At 66.3% G+C, this 19,870-nt stretch carries 16 protein-coding genes; 7 read left to right on the top strand and 9 right to left on the bottom strand.

Annotated features, from left to right (window positions below; translation table 11 throughout):
• Position 1: 1 nt before the first annotated feature.
• From V8324_RS07400 to V8324_RS07385, 4 genes are all read right to left on the bottom strand, one after another.
• On the bottom strand, positions 2-985 hold the full coding sequence (locus V8324_RS07400) for an ABC transporter permease (RefSeq protein WP_336419289.1): 984 nt from the start codon (positions 983-985) through the stop codon (positions 2-4).
• A 64-nt stretch (positions 986-1,049) separates the two neighbouring features.
• Complete coding sequence (locus tag V8324_RS07395) at positions 1,050-2,627, bottom strand: ABC transporter substrate-binding protein (protein ID WP_336419288.1); 1,578 nt, start codon at positions 2,625-2,627, stop codon at positions 1,050-1,052.
• A 147-nt stretch (positions 2,628-2,774) separates the two neighbouring features.
• On the bottom strand, positions 2,775-3,434 hold the full coding sequence (locus tag V8324_RS07390; protein WP_336419287.1) for a hypothetical protein: 660 nt from the start codon (positions 3,432-3,434) through the stop codon (positions 2,775-2,777).
• A gap of 350 nt (positions 3,435-3,784) precedes the next feature.
• Positions 3,785-4,267: a hypothetical protein gene (locus V8324_RS07385; RefSeq protein WP_336419286.1), complete on the bottom strand. Its 483-nt coding sequence runs from the start codon at positions 4,265-4,267 to the stop codon at positions 3,785-3,787.
• Between the two features lie 165 nt (positions 4,268-4,432).
• Between V8324_RS07385 and V8324_RS07380 the strand changes: the two genes are divergently transcribed.
• Entirely contained in the window at positions 4,433-4,816 is a 384-nt protein-coding gene (locus V8324_RS07380) for a dihydroneopterin aldolase (protein ID WP_336419285.1), read from the top strand.
• Between the two features lie 10 nt (positions 4,817-4,826).
• Here the strand turns inward: V8324_RS07380 and V8324_RS07375 are convergent, their stop codons facing one another.
• A complete protein-coding gene (locus V8324_RS07375; protein ID WP_336419284.1) occupies positions 4,827-5,519 on the bottom strand; it encodes a GntR family transcriptional regulator in 693 nt (230 codons plus the stop codon).
• Positions 5,516-8,452: an FAD-binding and (Fe-S)-binding domain-containing protein gene (locus V8324_RS07370; RefSeq protein ID WP_336419283.1), complete on the bottom strand. Its 2,937-nt coding sequence runs from the start codon at positions 8,450-8,452 to the stop codon at positions 5,516-5,518. The genes V8324_RS07375 and V8324_RS07370 overlap by 4 nt, the downstream gene beginning before the upstream one ends.
• A gap of 155 nt (positions 8,453-8,607) precedes the next feature.
• Between V8324_RS07370 and V8324_RS07365 the strand changes: the two genes are divergently transcribed.
• From V8324_RS07365 to V8324_RS07340, 6 genes are all read left to right on the top strand, one after another.
• A complete protein-coding gene (locus V8324_RS07365) occupies positions 8,608-9,792 on the top strand; it encodes a pyridoxal-phosphate-dependent aminotransferase family protein (RefSeq protein ID WP_336419282.1) in 1,185 nt (394 codons plus the stop codon).
• Between the two features lie 120 nt (positions 9,793-9,912).
• Positions 9,913-10,887, top strand: coding sequence for a TRAP transporter substrate-binding protein (locus V8324_RS07360; protein ID WP_336419281.1), 975 nt, complete (start codon positions 9,913-9,915; stop codon positions 10,885-10,887).
• A gap of 116 nt (positions 10,888-11,003) precedes the next feature.
• Positions 11,004-11,558, top strand: coding sequence for a TRAP transporter small permease (locus V8324_RS07355; protein ID WP_336419280.1), 555 nt, complete (start codon positions 11,004-11,006; stop codon positions 11,556-11,558).
• Positions 11,558-12,838 (top strand): TRAP transporter large permease, encoded by a 1,281-nt coding sequence (locus tag V8324_RS07350; protein ID WP_336419279.1) that lies wholly within the window; start codon positions 11,558-11,560, stop codon positions 12,836-12,838. Before V8324_RS07355 ends, V8324_RS07350 begins: the two co-directional genes overlap by 1 nt.
• A 9-nt stretch (positions 12,839-12,847) precedes the next feature.
• A complete protein-coding gene (locus V8324_RS07345; RefSeq protein WP_336419278.1) occupies positions 12,848-13,621 on the top strand; it encodes an enoyl-CoA hydratase in 774 nt (257 codons plus the stop codon).
• Complete coding sequence (locus tag V8324_RS07340) at positions 13,618-14,820, top strand: CaiB/BaiF CoA transferase family protein (RefSeq protein ID WP_336419277.1); 1,203 nt, start codon at positions 13,618-13,620, stop codon at positions 14,818-14,820. The genes V8324_RS07345 and V8324_RS07340 overlap by 4 nt, the downstream gene beginning before the upstream one ends.
• 27 nt (positions 14,821-14,847) lie before the next feature.
• Here V8324_RS07340 and V8324_RS07335 read toward each other — a convergent pair whose 3' ends face one another.
• From V8324_RS07335 to V8324_RS07325, 3 genes are read right to left on the bottom strand one after another with little or no spacing between them, the layout of a single operon-like run.
• Positions 14,848-16,380, bottom strand: a complete 1,533-nt coding sequence (locus V8324_RS07335) for a SpoVR family protein (protein WP_336419276.1) — start codon at positions 16,378-16,380, stop codon at positions 14,848-14,850.
• Positions 16,377-17,690, bottom strand: coding sequence for a YeaH/YhbH family protein (locus tag V8324_RS07330; RefSeq protein ID WP_336419275.1), 1,314 nt, complete (start codon positions 17,688-17,690; stop codon positions 16,377-16,379). Before V8324_RS07330 ends, V8324_RS07335 begins: the two co-directional genes overlap by 4 nt.
• Positions 17,691-17,729: 39 nt before the next feature.
• Positions 17,730-19,673, bottom strand: coding sequence for a PrkA family serine protein kinase (locus V8324_RS07325; RefSeq protein WP_336419274.1), 1,944 nt, complete (start codon positions 19,671-19,673; stop codon positions 17,730-17,732).
• Positions 19,674-19,870: the final 197 nt, after the last annotated feature.

The raw sequence follows: 19,870 nt of genomic DNA, 5'->3' as shown, positions 1-19,870 counted from the left end.
CTCAGTGCCCTCCCGCCGTGCGGTCGACGCGCAGCCGCGGGTCGATCGCGAAATACAGCATGTCGACGATCAGGTTGATGCCCACGAACATCACCGAGATCATCATCAGGTACGCCGCCATCACCGGAATATCCACGAACTGGATCGCGTTGATGAACAGGAGGCCCACGCCGGGCCACTGGAACACCGTCTCGGTGATGATCGCGAAGGCGATGATGCTGCCCAGTTGCAGGCCGGTGATGGTGATCACCGGCACCAGCGTGTTCTTCAGCGCGTGGCGGAAATTGATGGATCGCTCGCGGATGCCGCGGGCGCGGGCGAAGCGGATGTAATCCATGCGCAGCACCTCCAGCATTTCGGTGCGCACCAGCCGCATGATCAGCGTCATCTGGTACAGCCCCAGGGTGATCGCCGGCAGCACCAGCGCCTTCAGCCCGCTTTCGGTGAGGAACCCGGTGGTCCAGCCGCCGACCCGCGTGACCTCGCCGCGGCCGAAACTGGGCAGCCAGCCCAACTCGACCGAAAAGACGTAGATCAGCAGGATGCCGATCAGGAAGGTGGGCAGCGACACCCCGATCAGCGACAGCGTCATGATCACGTTGGCCGAGATGCCGCGCCGCCGGATCGCCGTGAAGATCCCGAGCGCGACACCGCCCGCCAGCGCCATCACCCCCGACACGAAGGCAAGCTCCAGCGTCGCCGGCAGACGTTCGACGAGGATCTCGGACACCGGGCGCCCCTGCCGGTAGCTGCGCCCGAAATTGCCCTGTGCGGCCTGTTCGAGAAACCGCCAGTATTGCACCGGGAAGGGCTGATCGAGGCCCAGCTCTTCGGTCAGCCGCTCGATATCGGCCTGCGTGCGTTCCTGGCCCAGCATCGCGTCGACCGGATCGCCCACGAAGCGGAACATCGCGAAGGCGACAAGCCCGACGACCAGAAGCACGACCACCGATTGCGCGACGCGCCGAATGATATAGGCCAGCATCAAAGCCTCCGATCGCGGTCACGGGATACGGGCGGCGGCACGCCGGCCCGCCGCCCGCAAGGGCTCAGTTCATGGTGAAGTATTTCATCTTCGGATCGTCCTCGGGGCTGACCTCGATTCCCACCTTCTCGGCCATGCCCCAGTTCAGGACCTGGTGATGGATCGGCAGGTAAAGCACCTCGTCCTGCACCGTGTTCCAGATCTCGGCGATGGTCGCGTTGCGCTTTTCCAGATCGGTTTCCGACGACAGGCTCTGGATCTTGGCGTCGAGATCGGGGTTGGAATACCCGGTGCCGTTCCAGCTGCCGCGATCCGCGCCGCGCGTGTGCACGAGGAAGTTGAAGATATACTCGCTGTCATAGGTCGGCACACCCCAGCCCAGCATGTAGAAATCCGTGCCCCCCGAGGAGATCAGCGGGAAATGCTGCGCCTTGGGCTTGGCGTCGAGGTTCACCGAAATGCCGATCTGGCTGAACATGCCGACCGCGGCCTGGCAGATCGACTCGTCGTTGACATAGCGGTCGTTCGGGCAATCGAGCTGCACCGAGAAGCCGTCGCCATAGCCCGCCTCTTCCATCAGCGCCTTGGCCTTTTCCACGTCGGTCGAGATCTCGTCGAGTTCCTCGGTCCAGCCGTTGACGAAGGGCGGCGCGATGACGCCCGCCGGCTGGCTCTGGCCGCGCATCACGACCTGCTGGATGGCATCGCGGTTGATCGCCAGGTTCATCGCCTCGCGCACGCGCACATCCGCGAACGGGTTGGCGCCCTCGACATCGTCATTCTCGATGTCGTCGGGGCCCTGGTTCAGGCCGAAGAAGATCGTCCGGTTCTGCGGCGCGGTCTTGACCACCAGACCGTCGGTGTTCTCGACCCGCTCGAGGTCCTGCACCGGCACGTCCTGGATGAAATCGACCTCGCCCGACAAGAGCGCCGCAACCCGCGTGGCGGCGTTCTGGATCGGGGTGTAGACGATCTCGCTGACATCCATCGCGAACTGGTCCATGCCCCAGTAATCTTCGTTGCGCGTCAGGACCGTCTTCACGTCCGGCTCGCGGCTGACCAGCTCGAACGCGCCGGTGCCGTTGGCGTTGGTGGTGGCGAAGGTCTTTTCGCCGCCATCCACGTCCTGCACGTCGACCGCGTCATTGGCCTCGGCCCAGCCCTTGTCCATCATGAAGAGGTTGGTCAGGTTCGACGGCAGGATCGGGTTGGGCCCGTCGGTGACGAACTCGACGGTATGGTCATCGACCGCGCGCACCTCGACGATCGAGCCCAGAAGCTCCTTCATCCCGGAATTTTCCTGCTTGGCGCGGTTGATCGAGAACACCACGTCCTCGGCGGTGAACTCCGCGCCGTCGTGATAGCTCACGCCCTGGCGCAGGTTGAAGACCCAGACATTCGGGTCGCCGTCCTTGGGCGCCCAGTCGGTGGCAAGTGCCGCCTCGAACGCACCGGTGGTGTCGCGCAGGATCAGCGGCTCGTAGATCTGGTGCGACAGCGTATGGGTCGGCCCCTCGTTCTGCGCATGCGGATCCAGCGTCAGCGAATCCCCGGCCCGCGCCCAGCGCAGGGTCTCGGAATAGGCGGCCATGCTGGTAGAGGCCAGCAGCGCCGCGGCCAATAGTCCGGTTGTCGCTTTCATGAGTGAACTCCCTGTTCTTCTGTTTCCGGTGCCCGCTACCCGGGACACTGTGCGCAAACCATAAAGATACTGCATCGATCATCAACCGTTTTGCGAAACCCTGACCCCGGGTCAGAGGCAGCGTCCGTCGCCGCGCCACGCGCGGCGTCAGATCGCCCCGACCGGCGTGGCAGCGATCCAGACCAGCCCGTCGAGGTAAAGCTGCAACCCGGCCATCAACGCCGGCTGCGCGTAATGCCAGATCAGCCACAGCACGCCCAGCAGCGCCAGCAGCGGCAGCGCCCAGACAAGGCTCAGCGAAAAGCTGGCGCGCAGCGCGTGCAGCGGGCCGGCCGGCGCGGCCTCGACCCAACCGGCGACCGGGCGACGCAGGACACGCGGCCAGATGCCCTGCACGCCCAGCAGGCTGAGCATGCCGTGCAGCAGCGTGGGCGCCAGCGTCGAGAACAGCATCAGATACAGCCAGACATACGCCCCCGGATCGGCCTCCACCCCGGCAAAGAGCGCGGGCAGATCGAGGAACGGCACCCCGGCCAGCAGGTTCAACCCGTGGATGACCGCCACCATCACAGCCCCCAGCCCGAGCAACAGACCGCAGGCCAGCCCCAGATCCGCCAGCCCCCAAAGGAACGGCAAGCCAGAGCGCGGCCCCCGCCGGATCAGCGACAGCGTGAGCGCGTAGGACACCACGTCGAACAGCGCATTGATCAACGGCAGAACGGCGAGGAACAGGAACAGGCTGCGGCGGTCATCGGGCAACGCCGACCAGTCGACCCATTTGGCGATCACCAGCACAGACGCGACCATAGCCCCGGTCAGTAAGACCAAAGCAAGGCGCGGCAGGCGGCGATTGTCGAGCATACCAATTATGGCTGCGCAAGCGAGTGCAACGACGACCGCAACTGCGACTGAAGCCGAACCTGTGAATGCACTCGCAATTGCGACCGCAACTGCGACTGCGCCTGAGAATCTGAATGCTATGGCGATGGCGACTGTGCCTGCGACTGGTCCTCCATACATGAATGCAAATGCAATGGCGATGGCGACTACGGCCAGTATTACGATTTGAAGCAAACAGCCCTTGACCTTGTTCACAGCTGTACGCAGTACCCCTAGGGACGTTGTGCTAATCAGCGCACCCGTCAAGGTCACGGCTATCAAGATAAAATTGCACGATCCGGCCAAAACTCGGCCTCGGGAACGACGACAACGCCGTCGGCCTGCTCCTTTACCCCGGTCACGACCCATTGGCCAATCAGCAAAACAGCCGGGTATGCCATAGCTAGTGTAAGCGCAAAATCGTAGATCCGCCATGTCAGCGCGGCGCGGAAGAGCGCGGGCGCCGACGCGCTGTCCGGCGCCGGGTCGCAGAACCGCGCCCAGACCCACATCACGTTGCGCCGCGCCAGCGTGGTGTAGATCTGCGTGAAGGTGGACTTGCGCAGCGTGCCGGCAAGGAAGGTACGGCTGCCGGTGCCCGACAGGGCCAAGCCTGCGACAAGCCAAAGCACTAACCAAACAAAGAAAGCGCCGCATCCCCCCCAAGGCACACCAAGGATCGCCATTGCTATAGTCGCACTGACAATTCCCACAAAGATCCCAATCGCGGCCAAATTTGACCCGAGATGACCGTCCTGCATACGCACCCCTGCCTTTCTTAATCTTAACTCCGCCATAGCGAAGACGCGCGGCAAGACAAAGCGGCGGCTTGCAGACCCCTTCGGCACCCCCGGCACGTCGCAGGCGCGTGACCGCCGCCCGCCGCGGCCTAGCTCTGCACGAAAGCATATTTCAGGAGGCCGCCCATGCCCTGCCAAAGCACCGTCGAACTGACGAACCTCGAGATCCCGGTCGAGATCGGCACCTACGCGCCCGGCGACACGGTTCCCGTCGCGCACCTGCTGGACCTGACCCTGACCGTGGATCCCGCGCTTGTCCTGATCGACGCGGACGGCATGGACCATGTCTTCGACTACGATCCCCTGATAACCGAGATCCTGCGCCTGGCCCGCGACGGGCCCTACGCCACCCAAGAACGGCTGATGACCCGCATCGTCCAGGCCTGCGCGGGGCACCCTCAGATCGCGGCGGCAGAGGTTTTCCTGCGCAAGACCCCGGTCGCCGCGGGAACCGGCGCGCTCGGGGTCAGGCTGTCGGTGGATCGCGCCGATCTCGACGCGCTGCGCTGATCGGCGCGCCTCACTCGAACGTCCGCGCCCGGATCGAGGCGAACTTGGCCAACAGATGATCCTGCATCAGCCGCGCGGACCGCGCCGCATCGCGCGCGCACAATGCCTCGGCGATGGCCTCGTGTTCCTCGACGGCCGCGCGCCAGCGCTCGGGCGTCAGGTTCGCCTGGTAGCGTGCCCGCTGCACCCGCACCGCCAGCAAGGCATGAGAGCGCAGCAGCGTGTCATTGCCCGCCGCGGCGAGGACCGCGTTGTGGATCGCCTGGTTGATGCGGAAATACGTGGGCCGGTCGGCCTCCTCGAAGGATTGCCGCAGATCGCGGGTCAGCGCCGCGATCTCCTGCAACGCGGCATCGCCCGCCTGCTCCGCGGCCAGCTCCCCGGCCAGCCCTTCCAGCGCCGCCAGAACGCGGAACACCTCGGCCAGCTCGGCCTCGCTTTGCCGGGTGATGACCGCGCCGCGATGCGGGATGAGATCCAGCAGACCTTCGGCGGCCAGCACCTTGAGCGCCTCGCGCAAAGGCGTACGCGACACGCCGAACTGCGCGGTGAGGCGCTTTTCGTTGATCTTCTCGCCCGGCTCAAGCCGGCCTTCGAGGATCATCTGGCGCAAACGGTTGGTGATCTCGACAGCCAGCGCGGTGCGCCCGATCGGATCGGGCCTGGTCTCGGGCATCGCAGCGTCCGGATCCTGGGCGGTCATCTTTGCGCGCCCTTCCCCGTGGCCTCCGCCGAGGCCCTGTCGAAAACCTCGGCGATGTGCAGCGCGCGCCGCCCGGTGCCGTCGGCGATCTGGTGGCGGCAGGACGTGCCGTTGGCGATCACGATATCCTCGGGGGCGGCGGCGCGGATGGCGGGCAGCAGCGCCGCCTCGCCCATCTTGCGCGACACCTCGATCGTGTCCGCCTGGTAGCCGAACGCGCCGGCCATGCCGCAGCAACTGCTCTCGATATCCCGGGCGTCCAGACCGGGGATCAGCGACAGCGCATGGCCCATGTCGCCCATCACGCCCGCCGCCTTCTGGTGGCAATGCCCGTGGACCCGCGCGACCCGGCCTGTATCGGTCAAGGGCAGGTCGAGCGCGCCCGCCCGCGCCTCGCGCGCCACGAATTCCTCGAACAGCCACGCGTTTTCCGACAATAGCCGCGCGTCCTCGCCCGGCAGCAGCGTCAGGAACTCGTCGCGCAGGGTCAGCAGGCAGGACGGCTCCAGCCCCACCACCGGAACGCCCGCGCGGACATGCGGCAACAGCGCCTCCAGCGTGCGCCGCGCCTCGACGCGGGCCTGCTCGATCATCCCCGCCGCGAGATACGTGCGCCCGCAACATAGCGGGCGGCCGGGGGCCCCTGCGGTGATCACCTCGTAGCCCGCGCGGCTCAATACGCGCAGCGCGGCGCGGGGGATCTCGGGCTCCATCCAGCGGTTGAACGTGTCGGCGAACAGGATCACCTTCCCCGCCTTCCCCGCCTTGCCCGCCGACCGGGCCCGCCCGACCTCGGCATCCCGGAAGAAATCACCGCGGAAGATCGGCAACGCGCGGCCGCGCGCCAGCCCGGTGATCCGCTCGGACAGCGCCGCCAGCACCGGCACCCGGTTGCGCAGCATCATCAGCCCGCGCAGCGCCACGGCCACCCGTGCATAACGCGGCATGTCGGCGATCAGCCGCGCGCGCAGGCCGAACCCCATCTTCTGCCCGCGCTGATACAGCACCTCGGTCTTCATCTTGGCCATGTCGACGCCGGTGGGGCATTCGCGCTTGCACGCCTTGCAGCCGACGCACAGCTTCATGGTCTCGGCCATCTCGTCGGAGTAGAGCGCGTCCTTGCCAAGCTTCCCCGACAGCGCCAGACGCAGGGCGTTGGCCCGTCCGCGGGTCACGTCCCGCTCGTCGCGGGTCACGCGGTAGCTGGGGCACATCGCGCCCCCGGCCAGCTTGCGGCAGGCGCCGTTATTGTTGCACATCTCGACCGCGCCCTGGAATCCGCCGCCCTTGCCGGGCCATGCCGACCAGTCATGCCCGGTCTTCAGATCCTCGAACGCGTAGCCCGGCGGATAGCGCATCAGGCTGCGGTCATCCATCTTGGGCGCATGCACGATCTTGCCGGGGTTGAGGCGCGTGTCGGGGTCGAACGCCGCCTTCACCTCCTCGAAGGCCTTCAGGATCTGCGGCCCGAACATCTTTCCGTGAAACTCGGACCGCACGATGCCGTCGCCATGCTCGCCGGAATGCGAGCCCTTGTAGTCGCGCACCATCTCGAACGCCGCCTCTGCGATCTCGCGCATGGCGCGCACGTCCTTCTCGAGCTTCAGATTGAGGACCGGCCGCACATGCAGGCACCCTTCCGACGCATGTGCGTACCACGTGCCGTTCGTGCCGTGGCTCTTGAACACTTCGGTCAGGCGGTCGGTATATTCCGGCAGGTGATCGAGCGGCACCGCGCAATCCTCGACGAAAGAGACGGGTTTGCCCTCGTCCTTCATCGACATCATGATGTTCAGCCCGGCCTTACGCAATTCGCCGATATCGGCGGCCAGCGCCATGTCGCGCACCTCGACCACGCCGCCCTCGCAGCTACCGCCCTTGCCGAAGCCGTAGCCCAGATCGGCCACGGTATCGGCCAGCCGCGCCATGTTCGCGTCGTTCTCCTCCGGTGTATCGGCGAACTCGACCAGCAGCATCGCGGCCGGTTGCCCGCGCACGAACGCCTCCAGCGTGCGGGCATAGATCGGGATCACGCGCGCGAGATCGATCATCGTGCGGTCCACCAGCTCGACCGAGGTGGGGTTCAATGCCACCAGCGGTTTCGCCGCCTCCATCGCGGCGCGGAAGGTCGGGAAATGGCAGACGCCAAGGATGCGGGTCGGCGAGGGCAGCGGCGACAGCCTGATCTCGATCGCCGTCGAGGTGGCCAGCGTACCCTCGGATCCGATCAGCAGATGGGCGAGGTTGATGGGCGCCGCGTCGGGCACTAGCGCGTCGATATTGTAGCCCCCGACCCGGCGCTGCACCTTGGGAAACCGCGCGGCGATCTCTTCGGCCTCGCGCGCGCCCAGGTCCAGCATCTGCCGCAGCAGCGGCTCGGGCACGCGGTTGCCCGAGCCCGGGCCGAAATCGAACGGCGTCCCGTCGGCCAGATAGCCTTCGATCCGGGCGACATTGTCGCGCGTGGTGCCGTAGCGCAGCGACCGCGCACCGCAGGAATTGTTGCCCACCATGCCGCCGATGGTGGCGCGCGACCCGGTCGAGACATCGACCGGGAACCACAGCCCGTGCGGCCTCAAAGCCCGGTTGAGATCATCAAGCACGATCCCCGGCTCGACCACCGCGCGGCGGCCCTCGACGTCCAGCTCCACGATCCCGTTGAGGTATTTCGAGCAATCCACGATCAGCCCGGAATTGACCGTCTGCCCGCATTGCGATGTGCCGCCGCCGCGCATGGTCAGCGGCAGCCCGGCCCCGCGCGCGGCCTCGATGGCGGCGGCGATATCCTCGGCCACCCGGGGCACCACCACACCCGCCGGCATGATCTGGTAGATCGACGCGTCGGTGGCATAGCGCCCGCGCGCGAACGGATCGAACGCGGTCTCGCCGCGCACCTCTCGCCGCAGACGGTCTTGGATGGCACTGTCCAGCATGGTCCCCCGATGCCCCCTGATCCGGGCGCGGCCTGAGATAGGTCTTGACAGAATATTGAATTCAGAATTCAATTCAAGACAATTCACCTGCCCCGCGCGGCTGCGACGCTTCGCCCCGACGGGACCAGGCGGATACTCTGGGGGGAGGACCGATCATGACCGCTGGCCGCCATTTCCTGCAAATTCCGGGGCCGTCCAACGTGCCCGACCGCATCCTGCGGGCGATGGACATGCCCACGATGGATCACCGCGGCCCGGCCTTTTCGGAGGTCGGCCGCAAGGCGCTGGAGGGCATGAAGACGATCTTCAAGACCGAGGGCCGCGTGGTGATCTACCCGTCCTCGGGCACCGGCGCGTGGGAAGCGGCCCTCGTCAACACGCTGTCCCCGGGCGACACCGTGCTGATGTACGAGACCGGCCATTTCGCCACCCTGTGGAAGAAACTGGCCGAAAAGCTGGGGCTGAACCCCGTCTTCATCGAAGGCGACTGGCGCAGCGGCGCCGATGCGGACGCCATCGAGGCGCGGCTGCGCGCCGATACCGGCCATGCGATCAAGGCAGTCTGCGTGGTGCATAACGAGACCTCGACCGGGTCGGTCACCGATATCGCCGCCACGCGCCGCGCCATCGATGCCGCCGGGCACCCGGCGCTATTGATGGTCGACACGATTTCCTCGCTCGCCTCGGTCGAGTACCGGCACGACGACTGGGGCGTTGACGTCACGGTCTCCGGCTCGCAGAAGGGCTTGATGCTGCCGCCGGGCCTGTCCTTCAACGCGATCAGCGCCAAGGCGATGAAGGCGTCGGAAACCGCGGGGCTGATCCGCTCCTACTGGAGTTGGGCCGACATGACCGGCCCGAACGACACCGGATATTTCCCCTACACCCCCGCGACCAACCTGATCTACGGCCTCAACGCGGCGCTCGACATGCTGCACGAGGAAGGGCTGGACAACGTCTTTGCCCGGCACAGGCGCCACGCGGCCGCCGCCCGGGCGGCGGTCGAGGCGTGGGGGCTCGAGATCCTGTGCAACGCGCCCGCGGATCGCTCTCCGGTGCTGACGGCGGTGATGATGCCCGAGGGCCACTCGGCCGACGCGTTCCGCGCCATTACCTTGCGCCATTACGACATGTCGCTCGGCAATGGCCTGTCGAAACTGGCCGACCGCGTGTTCCGCATCGGCCATCTGGGCGATTTCAACGACCTCATGCTCGTCGGCACGCTGGCCGGCGTGGAAATGGGCCTGCGCGATGCGGGGGTGCCCTACCGCGCGGGCGGCGTGCAGGCGGCGATGGATGTGCTGGGACAGACGCTCGACACGCACCGCGACGCCGCCTAACGTGACCGCGTGCGCGCGGGAGGAGGAGCCCGCGCGCACCCCGCCCGGTCAGGGACCGGGCGCAGCCGAGACCACCGCGCGGCCACACCCGCGCAAACTGAAAACCAAGGGAGGAAGACCATGAAAAAGACACTGATCGCCACCGTCGTGGCCTCGTTCGCGGCGCTGCCCGCGACGGCGGCCGACACCACGCTGAAATTCGGCCATGTCGGCGCGCCCGGCTCGCTGTTCGAGGCGACCGTCAACAACTACGCCGAATGCGTGGGCGAAAAGTCCGGCGGCTCGATCGAGGTGCAGACCTTCGGCTCGTCGCAGCTCGGCAAGGACAAGGAGCTGTTGCAGAAGCTCAAGCTGGGGCAGGTCGATTTCGCGCTGCCCTCGTCGGTGATGTCGTCCGTCGACAGCGTGTTCGGCATCTTCGAGATGCCCTATATCATCAAGGACCGTGACCACATGCGCCGCGTTCAGGACGCGATGATGGACACCTTCCAGGGCGCCGCCAACGACCGCGGCTATCACATCGTCGGCCTGGCCGAGAACGGCTTTCGCCACATCACCAACAATGTCCGCCCGATCAACACGCCCGAGGACCTGCAGGGCATCAAGCTGCGCACCCCCAACGGCGAGTGGCGCGTGAAGATGTTCCAGGAATACGGCGCCAACCCCACCCCGATGGCGTTTTCCGACGTGTTCACCGCGCTCCAGACCGGGGTGATCGACGGGCAGGAGAACCCCTATGCGCAGATCGCCTCGGCCAAGTTCCAGGAGGTGCAGGAATATCTCTCGATCACCGGGCACGTCTACACGCCGGCCTATATCCTCGCCTCGCAAAGTCACTTCGAAGGCCACTCCGACGAGGTGAAATCGGTACTGAACGACTGCGCGGCCGAAACCCAGACCTTCACCTACGAGAAGGCGGCAGAGCTTGAAACAGAGCTTCTGGACGTGATCAAGGAGGCCGGCGTCGAGGTGAACGAGGCCGACAAGGATGCCTTCATCGAGGCGTCCAAGCCGATCTACGACGCCTTCGCCTCCGAGGTCGATGGCGGGCAGGAGATGATCGACCAGGTGCTGTCGCTCGGCAACGCCAGCTGAGACCCCGCCCGGCGGCCGCATATCGCGGCTGCCGGATCCTTCCCTGACACCATGGCGCCCCGATCCCGGCACGGCCCCTGCCGGGCGAAGCAGGTGCAGCGCAAGACAGGCCCCGCATGAACGCTCTTCTCCAACGCATCAACCGAACGGCGAGCACGCTACTGGAATGGATCACGGTCCTTCTGATGGTCGCCCTGACGGTGATCGTGATCCTCGCCGTGCTCGCCCGCCTGACGGGGCAAAGCTTTTCCTGGTATGACGAGGTCGCGGCGATCATGCTGGCCTGGATCACCTATTACGGCTCGGCGCTCGCCGCACTTCACCGCCGGCATATCGGGTTCGACTCTGTCCTGCTGGCGCTGCCGCCGCGCCTGCGCATGGCCGCGGTACTGGTGGGCGAGGCGCTGGTGCTGACCTTCTTCGTGCTGATGGCGCGCGCCGGTTTCCAGGTGCTCGAGGTGCTGGCCGGCGATACCCTCGTGTCGCTGCCCTGGGTGCCGGTGCAATTCACCCAGTCGGTGATCCCCATCGGCGCGATCCTGTTCATCATCTGCCAATTGCTCAGCCTGCCAGACTACTGGTCGAAGACCGCGCGCGGCATCTCTCTGGAACATGCCGAGATCGAGGAAGAGGTCGAGACCGAGATGGCCAACAACAAGGAGCGTGGCTGATGCTGATGCTGGCGATCTTCCTCGCCCTCGTGGCGATGATCTGCATCAACGTGCCGATCGCCGTGGCGCTCGCGCTGGCCGGGGTGATGGGCCTCCTGGCGACCGAAGGCGCGGGCAGCCTCGTGTCGATCGCGCTCGACATGTATGACGGCTCGACCAAGTTCTCGCTGATCGCGATCCCGATGTTCGTGCTGGCCGGCGCCATCATGAACGCCGGCGGCATCACCGACCGGCTGATCAATTTCGTCTCGGCGGTCATCGGCTTCGTGCGCGGCGGCCTCGCGATGGTCAATATCGGCGTGTCGCTGTTCTTCGCCGAGATCTCCGGATCTGCCGTGGCGGATGTCGCCGCCATGGGCTCGATCCTGATCCCGCAGATGAAGAAGCGCGGCTATACCAAGGAACTGGCGGCGTCGGTCACCTCGTCCTCGGCCTCGCTGGCGATCATCATCCCGCCCTCGATCCCGATGATCCTCTATGCCGCCTCGGCCAACACCTCCGTCGAACAGCTCTTCGTGGCGGGCGTGGTGCCGGGGCTTCTGGGCGCGGCGGGGCTGATGTTCGTGGCCTATGTCTTTGCCCGGCGCTACGATCTGCCCACCGAGGAAGCGTTCAACATCCCCCGCCTGCGCGAGACCTTCATGGCGGCGCTGCCGGCCTTCTCGCTGCCGGTGATCATCCTCGGCGGCATCTTCGGCGGCTTCGTCACCGCGACAGAGGCCGCGGGGCTGGCGGTGATCGCCGCCATCGCCGTGTCGATCTGGTACCGCCAGATCGACCTCAAGCATCTGCGCCGCGCCATGCTCGACGGCGGCATGCAGACCGCAGTCGTCATGCTGCTGGTCTCGGCCTCGGTGCTGATGGGCGGGTTCCTGACCCGCGCGCAGATCCCGCAGCAACTGGCGCAAGGCATCCTCAACATCACCGATCAGCAATGGATGATCCTGCTGATTCTCAACTTCTTCTTCCTGGTGATCGGCTTCTTCCTGCATTCGGCGGCGGCGATCATCCTCGTCGTGCCGATCGTCATTCCGCTGATCACGGCGGCGGGCATCGACCCGGTGCATTTCGGGCTGGTGGTGACGCTGAACCTCGCAATCGGGCAACAGACACCGCCCGTCGCCTCGGTGCTGATCACCTCCTGTGCCGTGGCGCGGGCCAATATCTGGGAGGTGTCCAAGGTCAACGTGTGGTTCGTGATGGTGCTGCTGGCGGTGCTGCTGCTCTGCACCTACGTGCCCTCGGTGCCGTTGTTCCTCGTCGAATATTTCTACCGGTAGGGAGGGAGCATGGACGAAATCCAGTCGCAAGTCCGGGGACAAACCCTCTGGATCACCTTCAACCGCCCGCAGGCGCGCAACGCACTGACCTTTGAGATGTACGAGGGGCTATCGCAGCTTTGCCGCGAGGTGCCCGGGGATGGCAGCCTCCGCGCCGTGGTGATCCACGGCGCGGGCGGCAAGGCGTTCGCCGCCGGCACCGACATGACGCAGTTCCGCGCCTTCGACAAACCACAGGACGCCGCCGATTACGAGGCGAAGATCGAGGCCGTGCTCGATGCTGTCGAACGCTGCAAGCTGCCCACGGTGGCCGCGATCAACGGCGCCTGCACCGGCGGGGGCGCGGCAATCGCCGGGGCCTGCGACATCCGCATCGCGGCCGCCAACCTGAAATTCGGCTTTCCCATCGCCCGCACCTTGGGCAACTGCCTGTCGGCGGCGAACCTCGCGCGGCTGGCCTCATTGATGGGCGCGGGCCGGGTGCGCGAGATGATCTTCACCGCCCGCCTGCTGGGTGCCGACGAGGCACAGACATGCGGCCTGGTCACCGAGGTGCTGCCCGACGAGGACGCGCTGATGACCCGCGCCGCGGACCTTGCCGACACGCTCGCGCAGATGGCCCCGCTGACCCTGCGCGCCACGAAAGAGGCGATGCGCCGCGTCTCTGCCGCCACCCGCATCGACGATTCCGACCTGATCGAGATGTGCTACATGAGCCGCGATTTCCGTCACGGGCTCGAAGCCTTCCTCGCCAAGCAGAAACCCGAATGGAGCGGGACATGAGCGACAAAGGCCCCCTCGCCGGCATGAAGGTGATCGAACTGGCGCATATCATGGCCGGCCCGGTCTGCGGGTTGATGCTGGCCGATATGGGCGCGGACGTGGTCAAGGTGGAAAAGCCCGACGGCGATGACAGCCGCCGCTTCGTTCCCCCGGCGATCGAGGGCGAATCCGCCGCCTACATGATGATGAACCGCAACAAGCGCGGTGTCGCATTGAACCTCAAGGATCCGGACGGCGTAGAGGCCCTGCACCGCCTGCTGAAGGATGCCGACGTGGTGATCGAGAATTACCGCATGGGCACGATGGAACGGCTGGGTCTGGGCTACGAGGATCTGCGCGCCATCAACCCGCGCCTGATCTATTGCGAGATTTCCGGCTTCGGCCGCACCGGGCCCTACGCCGAGCGCGGCGGCTTCGATCTGATCGCCCAAGGCATGTCGGGGCTGATGTCGATCACCGGCGAGGGGCCGGGGCGCCCGCCGGTCAAGACCGGCGCGCCGGTCTCCGACATCACCGCCGGCATCCTCGCCGCCATGGGAGTCTCTGCCGCCTATGCACGGGTGCTGCAGACGGGCGAGGGGCAGAAGGTCGACACCTCGCTTTTCGAGGCGGCGATCACGCAGACCTACTGGCAGTCGGCGATCGCCTTCGCGACCGGTGTCGCCCCCGGCCCGATGGGCTCGGCGCATCCGCTGAACGGCCCCTACCAGGCCTTCGAGACAGCCGATGGCTGGATCAACGTGGGTGCGGCCAACCAGCGCAACTGGCTGCGCTTTCTCGACGTGATCGGCGCGCCGGACCTCAACGACGATCCGCGGTTCGCCACCAACCACGACCGGATGCAGCATCTCGGCGCGCTCGAAGAGATCCTCAACGGCCACCTGCGCCAGCAACCCTCGGCGGTCTGGCTGCAGCGGATGGAGGCTGCGGGCCTGCCCGCCGGCCCGGTGCTGGATGTTCTGGAAATGCAGGCCGACCCGCAGGCGCAGGCGCGCGACATGATCGTCGAGGTCGATCACCCCGTGGCCGGCCGTGTCAAGACGCTCGGGCATCCGGTGAAATTCTCAGAGACCCCGGCAGAACAGCGCCGCGCCGCCCCCGTGCTGGGCCAGCACAGCCGCGAGGTCTTGGCCGAGGCAGGCTACGACGCGGACCGGATCGCGGCGATGATCGCCGCCGGCGCGGTGATCGCGGCCTGACCGATCCGCGGGTCGGGGCTATGCCGCTCAGAACTCGTCGCTGCGGAAGGTGAACAGCTCGGCATCGGTGCCCGCGTCGCGTTCGACCAGGCAGACATCGTAGCCCCACAGGCGGCGCAGGTGGCGCAGCACGCGCCGCGCCTCCAACGGGTCCAGCTGCTGGCCATCCTCGACCCAGTGACACAGGTGCAGCACCCGGTCGCCGCGCAGATCGGCGCCGGTCACCTCGATCCGCGGCGACAGCACGGCGGGGTCGTACTGGTCGGCCAGCGCGCGCCGCACGTCGCGATAGCCCGCCTCGTCATGGATGGCCCCAACGACATATTCCGGCGCCTTGCGGTCATCGACCAGCTGGAACAGCCGCCAGTCGCGGATCACCTTGGGTGACAGGAACTGCCGCACGAAGCTCTCGTCGCGGAACTCGGCCCAGGCGCGGCGCAGCGTCGCCATCGGCTCATCATTGCCGGCGATGTCGGGAAACCACGCGGTGTCCTCCTCGGTCGGCTCGGTGCAGATCCGCACGATGTCGCGCATCATCGCGAAGCCCAGCGCGTAGGGGTTCAGCCCGGAATAGGCCTTGTGATCGAAGGACGGCTGCGCCACCACCATCGAATGCAGGTCGAGGAATTCGAGATAGGCGCCATCCTCGATCCGGCCGGTATCGCGCAGCCGGGTCATGATCTCGAAATGGGTCCAGGTGGCGCAGCCCTCGTTCATCAGCTTGGTCTGGCGCTGCGGCTCGAAATAGGTCGAGAACCAGCGCACGATGCGCAGCAATTCGCGCTGCCACTCTGCCAGAAGCGGCGCGTGATGCTCGAGGAACATCAGCAGGTTTTCCTCGGGCAGGCCCAGCGCGCGGCGCTCGTCGGCCTCGGCTTCGGCGGCGCCGTCCTCGGCGTGCTGCGGCACGGTGCGCAGCCACAACTCGTCGGCCTCGTCGCGGGCCACGCGGCGGCGCTCGGCCAGCCGCGCGCGGGTCTCGGCGGGGTCGGGATGCTTGGCGTGACGGTTGCGGTCGATCCCGTGGGCGAAAAGCGCATGTGCGGCATCCAGCACCTCTTCGACCGCCGCGCGCCCGTGGCGTTCCTCGCATTCCATCACGAAGCCGCGCGCGTGGCGCAATTCGTCGAGCACGGTGTCGGCCTCGGTCCAGGCGCGAAACACCTCGTTGTGGCGGAAGAAGTGGTTGTGACCGATGGCGGCATGGGCGATCACCGTGGCCTGCGCGGCCATCGTGTTGTCCTCCATGATGTAGCACAGGCTGGGATCGGAATTGATGACGATCTCCAGCGCAAGCTGCTGGAACCCCTTGCGGTACAACATCTCCTGCTGGGCAAATCTCTTGCCGAAGGACCAGTGCGGATAGTTCAGCGGCATGCCCGTCGCCGCATAGGCATCCAGCATCTGCTCGGACGACACCACCTCGAGGCGCGTCGGATACGGATCCATCCCCAGTTCGTCCCGGGCGATCGCCTCGATCGCGTCATGGGTGCGCTGCAGGGTGTCGAAATTCCACGACGGCCCCTCGAATAGCGGGCCGTCGGTGCGATCTTCGGTCATTCGACGGCTCCTTCGCTGCGGAAGAGATCGCGGAAGACGGGGAAGATGTCGCGCGCCTCGGCGATCCGCCGCATCGCCAGCCCGGGATTTTCCTCGGCCACCGGGGCATAGCCGCGCCACAGGTCGCTTTCGCGGCGCGGCGACAGGCTGAACCGGTCGCGCTGCGGCAGGATTTCGACATAGGCCATGTATTGCGACATCGGCAGGATCTTCTCGGTCAGCAGGCGGGCGCAGATTTCCACGTCGCGCGACAGGTTGTCCCCGTCAGAGGCCTGCGCGACGTAGATGTTGTACTCGTCGGCCGGATAGCGCTGCGCCGCGACGCGCAGCATCTCCTCCAGCGCGGTGGACACGATGGTGCCGCCGGTCTGCCGGCCCTCGAAGAAGGTCTGCTCGTCGACCTCCTCGGCGCGCTGCGTGTGGCGGATGAACACCACCTCGACCTGCTCGTAATGGCGCGCGAGAAACAGGTGCAGCAGCATGAAGAACCGCTTGGCCAGCCCCTTCATGTCCTCGTCCATCGAGGCCGAGACATCCATCAGGCAGAACATCACCGCCTGCGCGATCGGCTCCGGGCGGCTCTCCAGCCGGTTGTAGCGCAGATCGATCGGGTCGAGGAACGGCACCGCCGCGCGCTTGTCGCGCGCCCGGGCAAGGGCGGCATGCAACTCGTCGATGCGGGTCTGCGGATCGCGCCCGTCGGCGGGCACGATCTCGCCGGATTCCAGCCGCGCCAGTTCGCTTTCCAGCTCTTCCACCGCCGCGGCGCCGGGCCGGCCAAGCGCCGCGCGCCGCACCATCGACCGGCGCAGCGACCGCACCATGTTCAGCCGCGTCGCCGGGCCGGATGTCGTGTGGCCCGCGCGCCGGAACCGCGTCGTCTCCACCGCTTTCAGCTTCTTAGCCAGCATGTCGGGCAGCGCCAGGTCCTCGAACAGCAGGTCGAGGAACTCGTCGCGCGACAGGGTGAAGGCGAAACTGTCCTCGCCCTCGCCCTCCTCGCTGGCATTGGATCCAGCCCCGCCGCCGCCCTCGGGGGGCCGCGGGATGGTGTCGCCCGACAGGTACTCGCGGTTGCCGGGCAGCACGCCGCTGCGCCGCCCGGTCGCCGCGTCGCGCTGAAAGACCGGCTCCTGGATGTCGTCCGACGGTATCACCACCCGCTCGTTCGAGGTGGTGTCCTCGATGCTGCGCTTGCGGATGTTCTCCTTGACGGCCTGCCGCAGCCGGCTTTTGGCGCGGTCGAGGAAGCGCTGGCGATTGCCGAAATTGCGCCCCGACGGGTTCTGCCTGCGGTCGACGATGGTCATGGGCGCGCCCCCTTCATCCTGTCCATGTGCCGGCGTGGATCACCCGGCATCGCGCATCCGCATGTACCATTCCACCAGCCGCCGGACCTGCCGCTCGGTATAGCCGCGCTCGGTCATGCGGTTGAGGAAGGCGCGATGCTTGTCGGCGCTTTCCTCGTCCTGCTTGGATTCGAAGGTGATGACCGGCAGCAATTCCTCGATCTGGCTGAACATCCGCTGCTCGATCACGTCGCGGATCTTTTCATAGGACGTCCAGCGCGGGTTCTTGCCCTCGCTGTTGGCGCGCTGCCGCAGGGCGTATTTCACCACCTCGTTGCGGAAATCGCGCGGATTGCGGATGCCCGCCGGCCGCTCGGTCTTCTGCAACTCGCGGTCCAGAACCTCGGGATCGAAGATCTGCCCGGTATCGGGATCCTTGTAATCCTGCCCGTCGACCCAGGCATCGGCATAGGCGATGTACCGGTCGAACAGGTTCTGGCCGTATTCCTCGTAGGATTCCAGATACGCCTTCTGGATCTCCTTTCCGATATGCTCGGCATAACGCGGGGCAAGTTCCTCCTTGATCAGCGTGATGTAGCGCTGCTCTGTCTCGTGGTCCATCTGCTCGCGGCGCAGGGCCTGCTCCAGCACGTACATCAGGTGCACGGGATCGGCGGCGACCTCGTTGGTGTCGAAGTTGAAGGTCTCCGACAGCACCTTGTAGGCAAACCGCGTAGAGGTGCCCGACATCCCCTCGTCGATGCCGGCGGCGTCGCGATATTCCAGAACCGTGCGCGCCTGCGGGTCGGATCCCTTCAGATCCTGCCCGTTATAGACCTGCATCTTGGCGAACAGGCTGGAATTCTCGTGCGGCTTCAGCCGGGTCAGCACCGAAAACCGCGCCATCATCTCCAGCGTGTCGGGCGCGCAGGGCGCCTGCGACAGTTCCGACTGCGCCAGCAGCTTGCGGTAGATCTTCGCCTCTTCGTCGACGCGCAGGCAATAGGGCACGCGGATCAGGCTGATACGGTCCAGAAACGCCTCGTTGTTGCGGTTCGACCGGAAGCTGCGCCATTCGGATTCGTTGGAATGCGCCATGATGATGCCCTGGAACGGCATCGCGCCCAGGTTCTCGGTGCCGACATAGTTGCGCTCCTGCGTGGCGGTCAGCAGCGGGTGCAGCATCTTCTGCGGCGCCTTGAACATCTCGACGAATTCCAGAAGGCCCTGCGTGGTGATGTTCAGCGCGCCGGAATAGCTGTAGGCGTCGGGATCGTCCTGGCTGTAGAATTCCAGCATCCGGATGTCCGGCCGACCCACGAGGGTCGAGATATCCTGGTTGTTCTCGTCGCCCGGTTCCGCCTTGGCCACCGCAATCTGGCGCAGCCGCGACGGGTGCAGCTCGACCACGGTGAAGCGCGACACGTCGCCCTCGAACTCGTCCAGCCGCTTGATCGCCCAGGCCGAGCACATGCCCGGCAGGCGGCGCTGCGGGATGCCGTAATCACGCTCCAGCGCGGGGCCGTCATGGTCGGCATCAAAGAGACCCAAGGGGCTTTCGTAGATCGGGCTGATCTTGTCGCCGGCCTTCAGCACGTAGATCGGGCGCTCTTCCATCAGCGCCTTCATCCGTTCGGCCAGCGACGACTTGCCCCCGCCGACCGGACCCAGCAGGTAGAGAATCTGCTTTTTCTCTTCCAGCCCTTGCGCGGCATGGCGCAGGAAGGCGACGACGCGCTCGATCGTCTCTTCCAGCCCGTAGAAGTCGTCGAAGGCCGGGTAGCGGCGAATCGTCCGGTTCTGGAAGATCCGCCCCAGCCGGTCGTCCTGCGATGTGTCGATGACCTCGGCCTCGCCGATCGCGTCCAGCAACCGCTCGGCGGCCGATGCGTAAAGGGTCGGGTCGTCGCGGCAGCCGTCCAGGTATTCCTGAAGGCTCAGCTCGCGCATGCGCCGCGCGGAAAAGCGGCTTTGAAAGTCATCGAGGATTGTTTGACTGCTCATGATCGGGTCGACGCTCCTTGCGAAAAGGGGTCCGTTGCCGGACGTCTCACTGTTCCGGGCCGCGGTGCTTTTCGACCGCTCCGCCCTTCGAGGCGCTCCGGGCTTTTTCGCGAACGGCGTGCCGCCGGTTTTCAGCTTCCCATCCGGCGGTTTCGTCTGCGCGATTTCCGACTGCCTCGCTACTAAGATTAGTGCTC

Source organism: Roseovarius sp. D22-M7, assembly GCF_037083785.1.
GTDB lineage: Bacteria > Pseudomonadota > Alphaproteobacteria > Rhodobacterales > Rhodobacteraceae > Roseovarius.
This window is presented reverse-complemented; position numbering and strand designations above follow the sequence as displayed.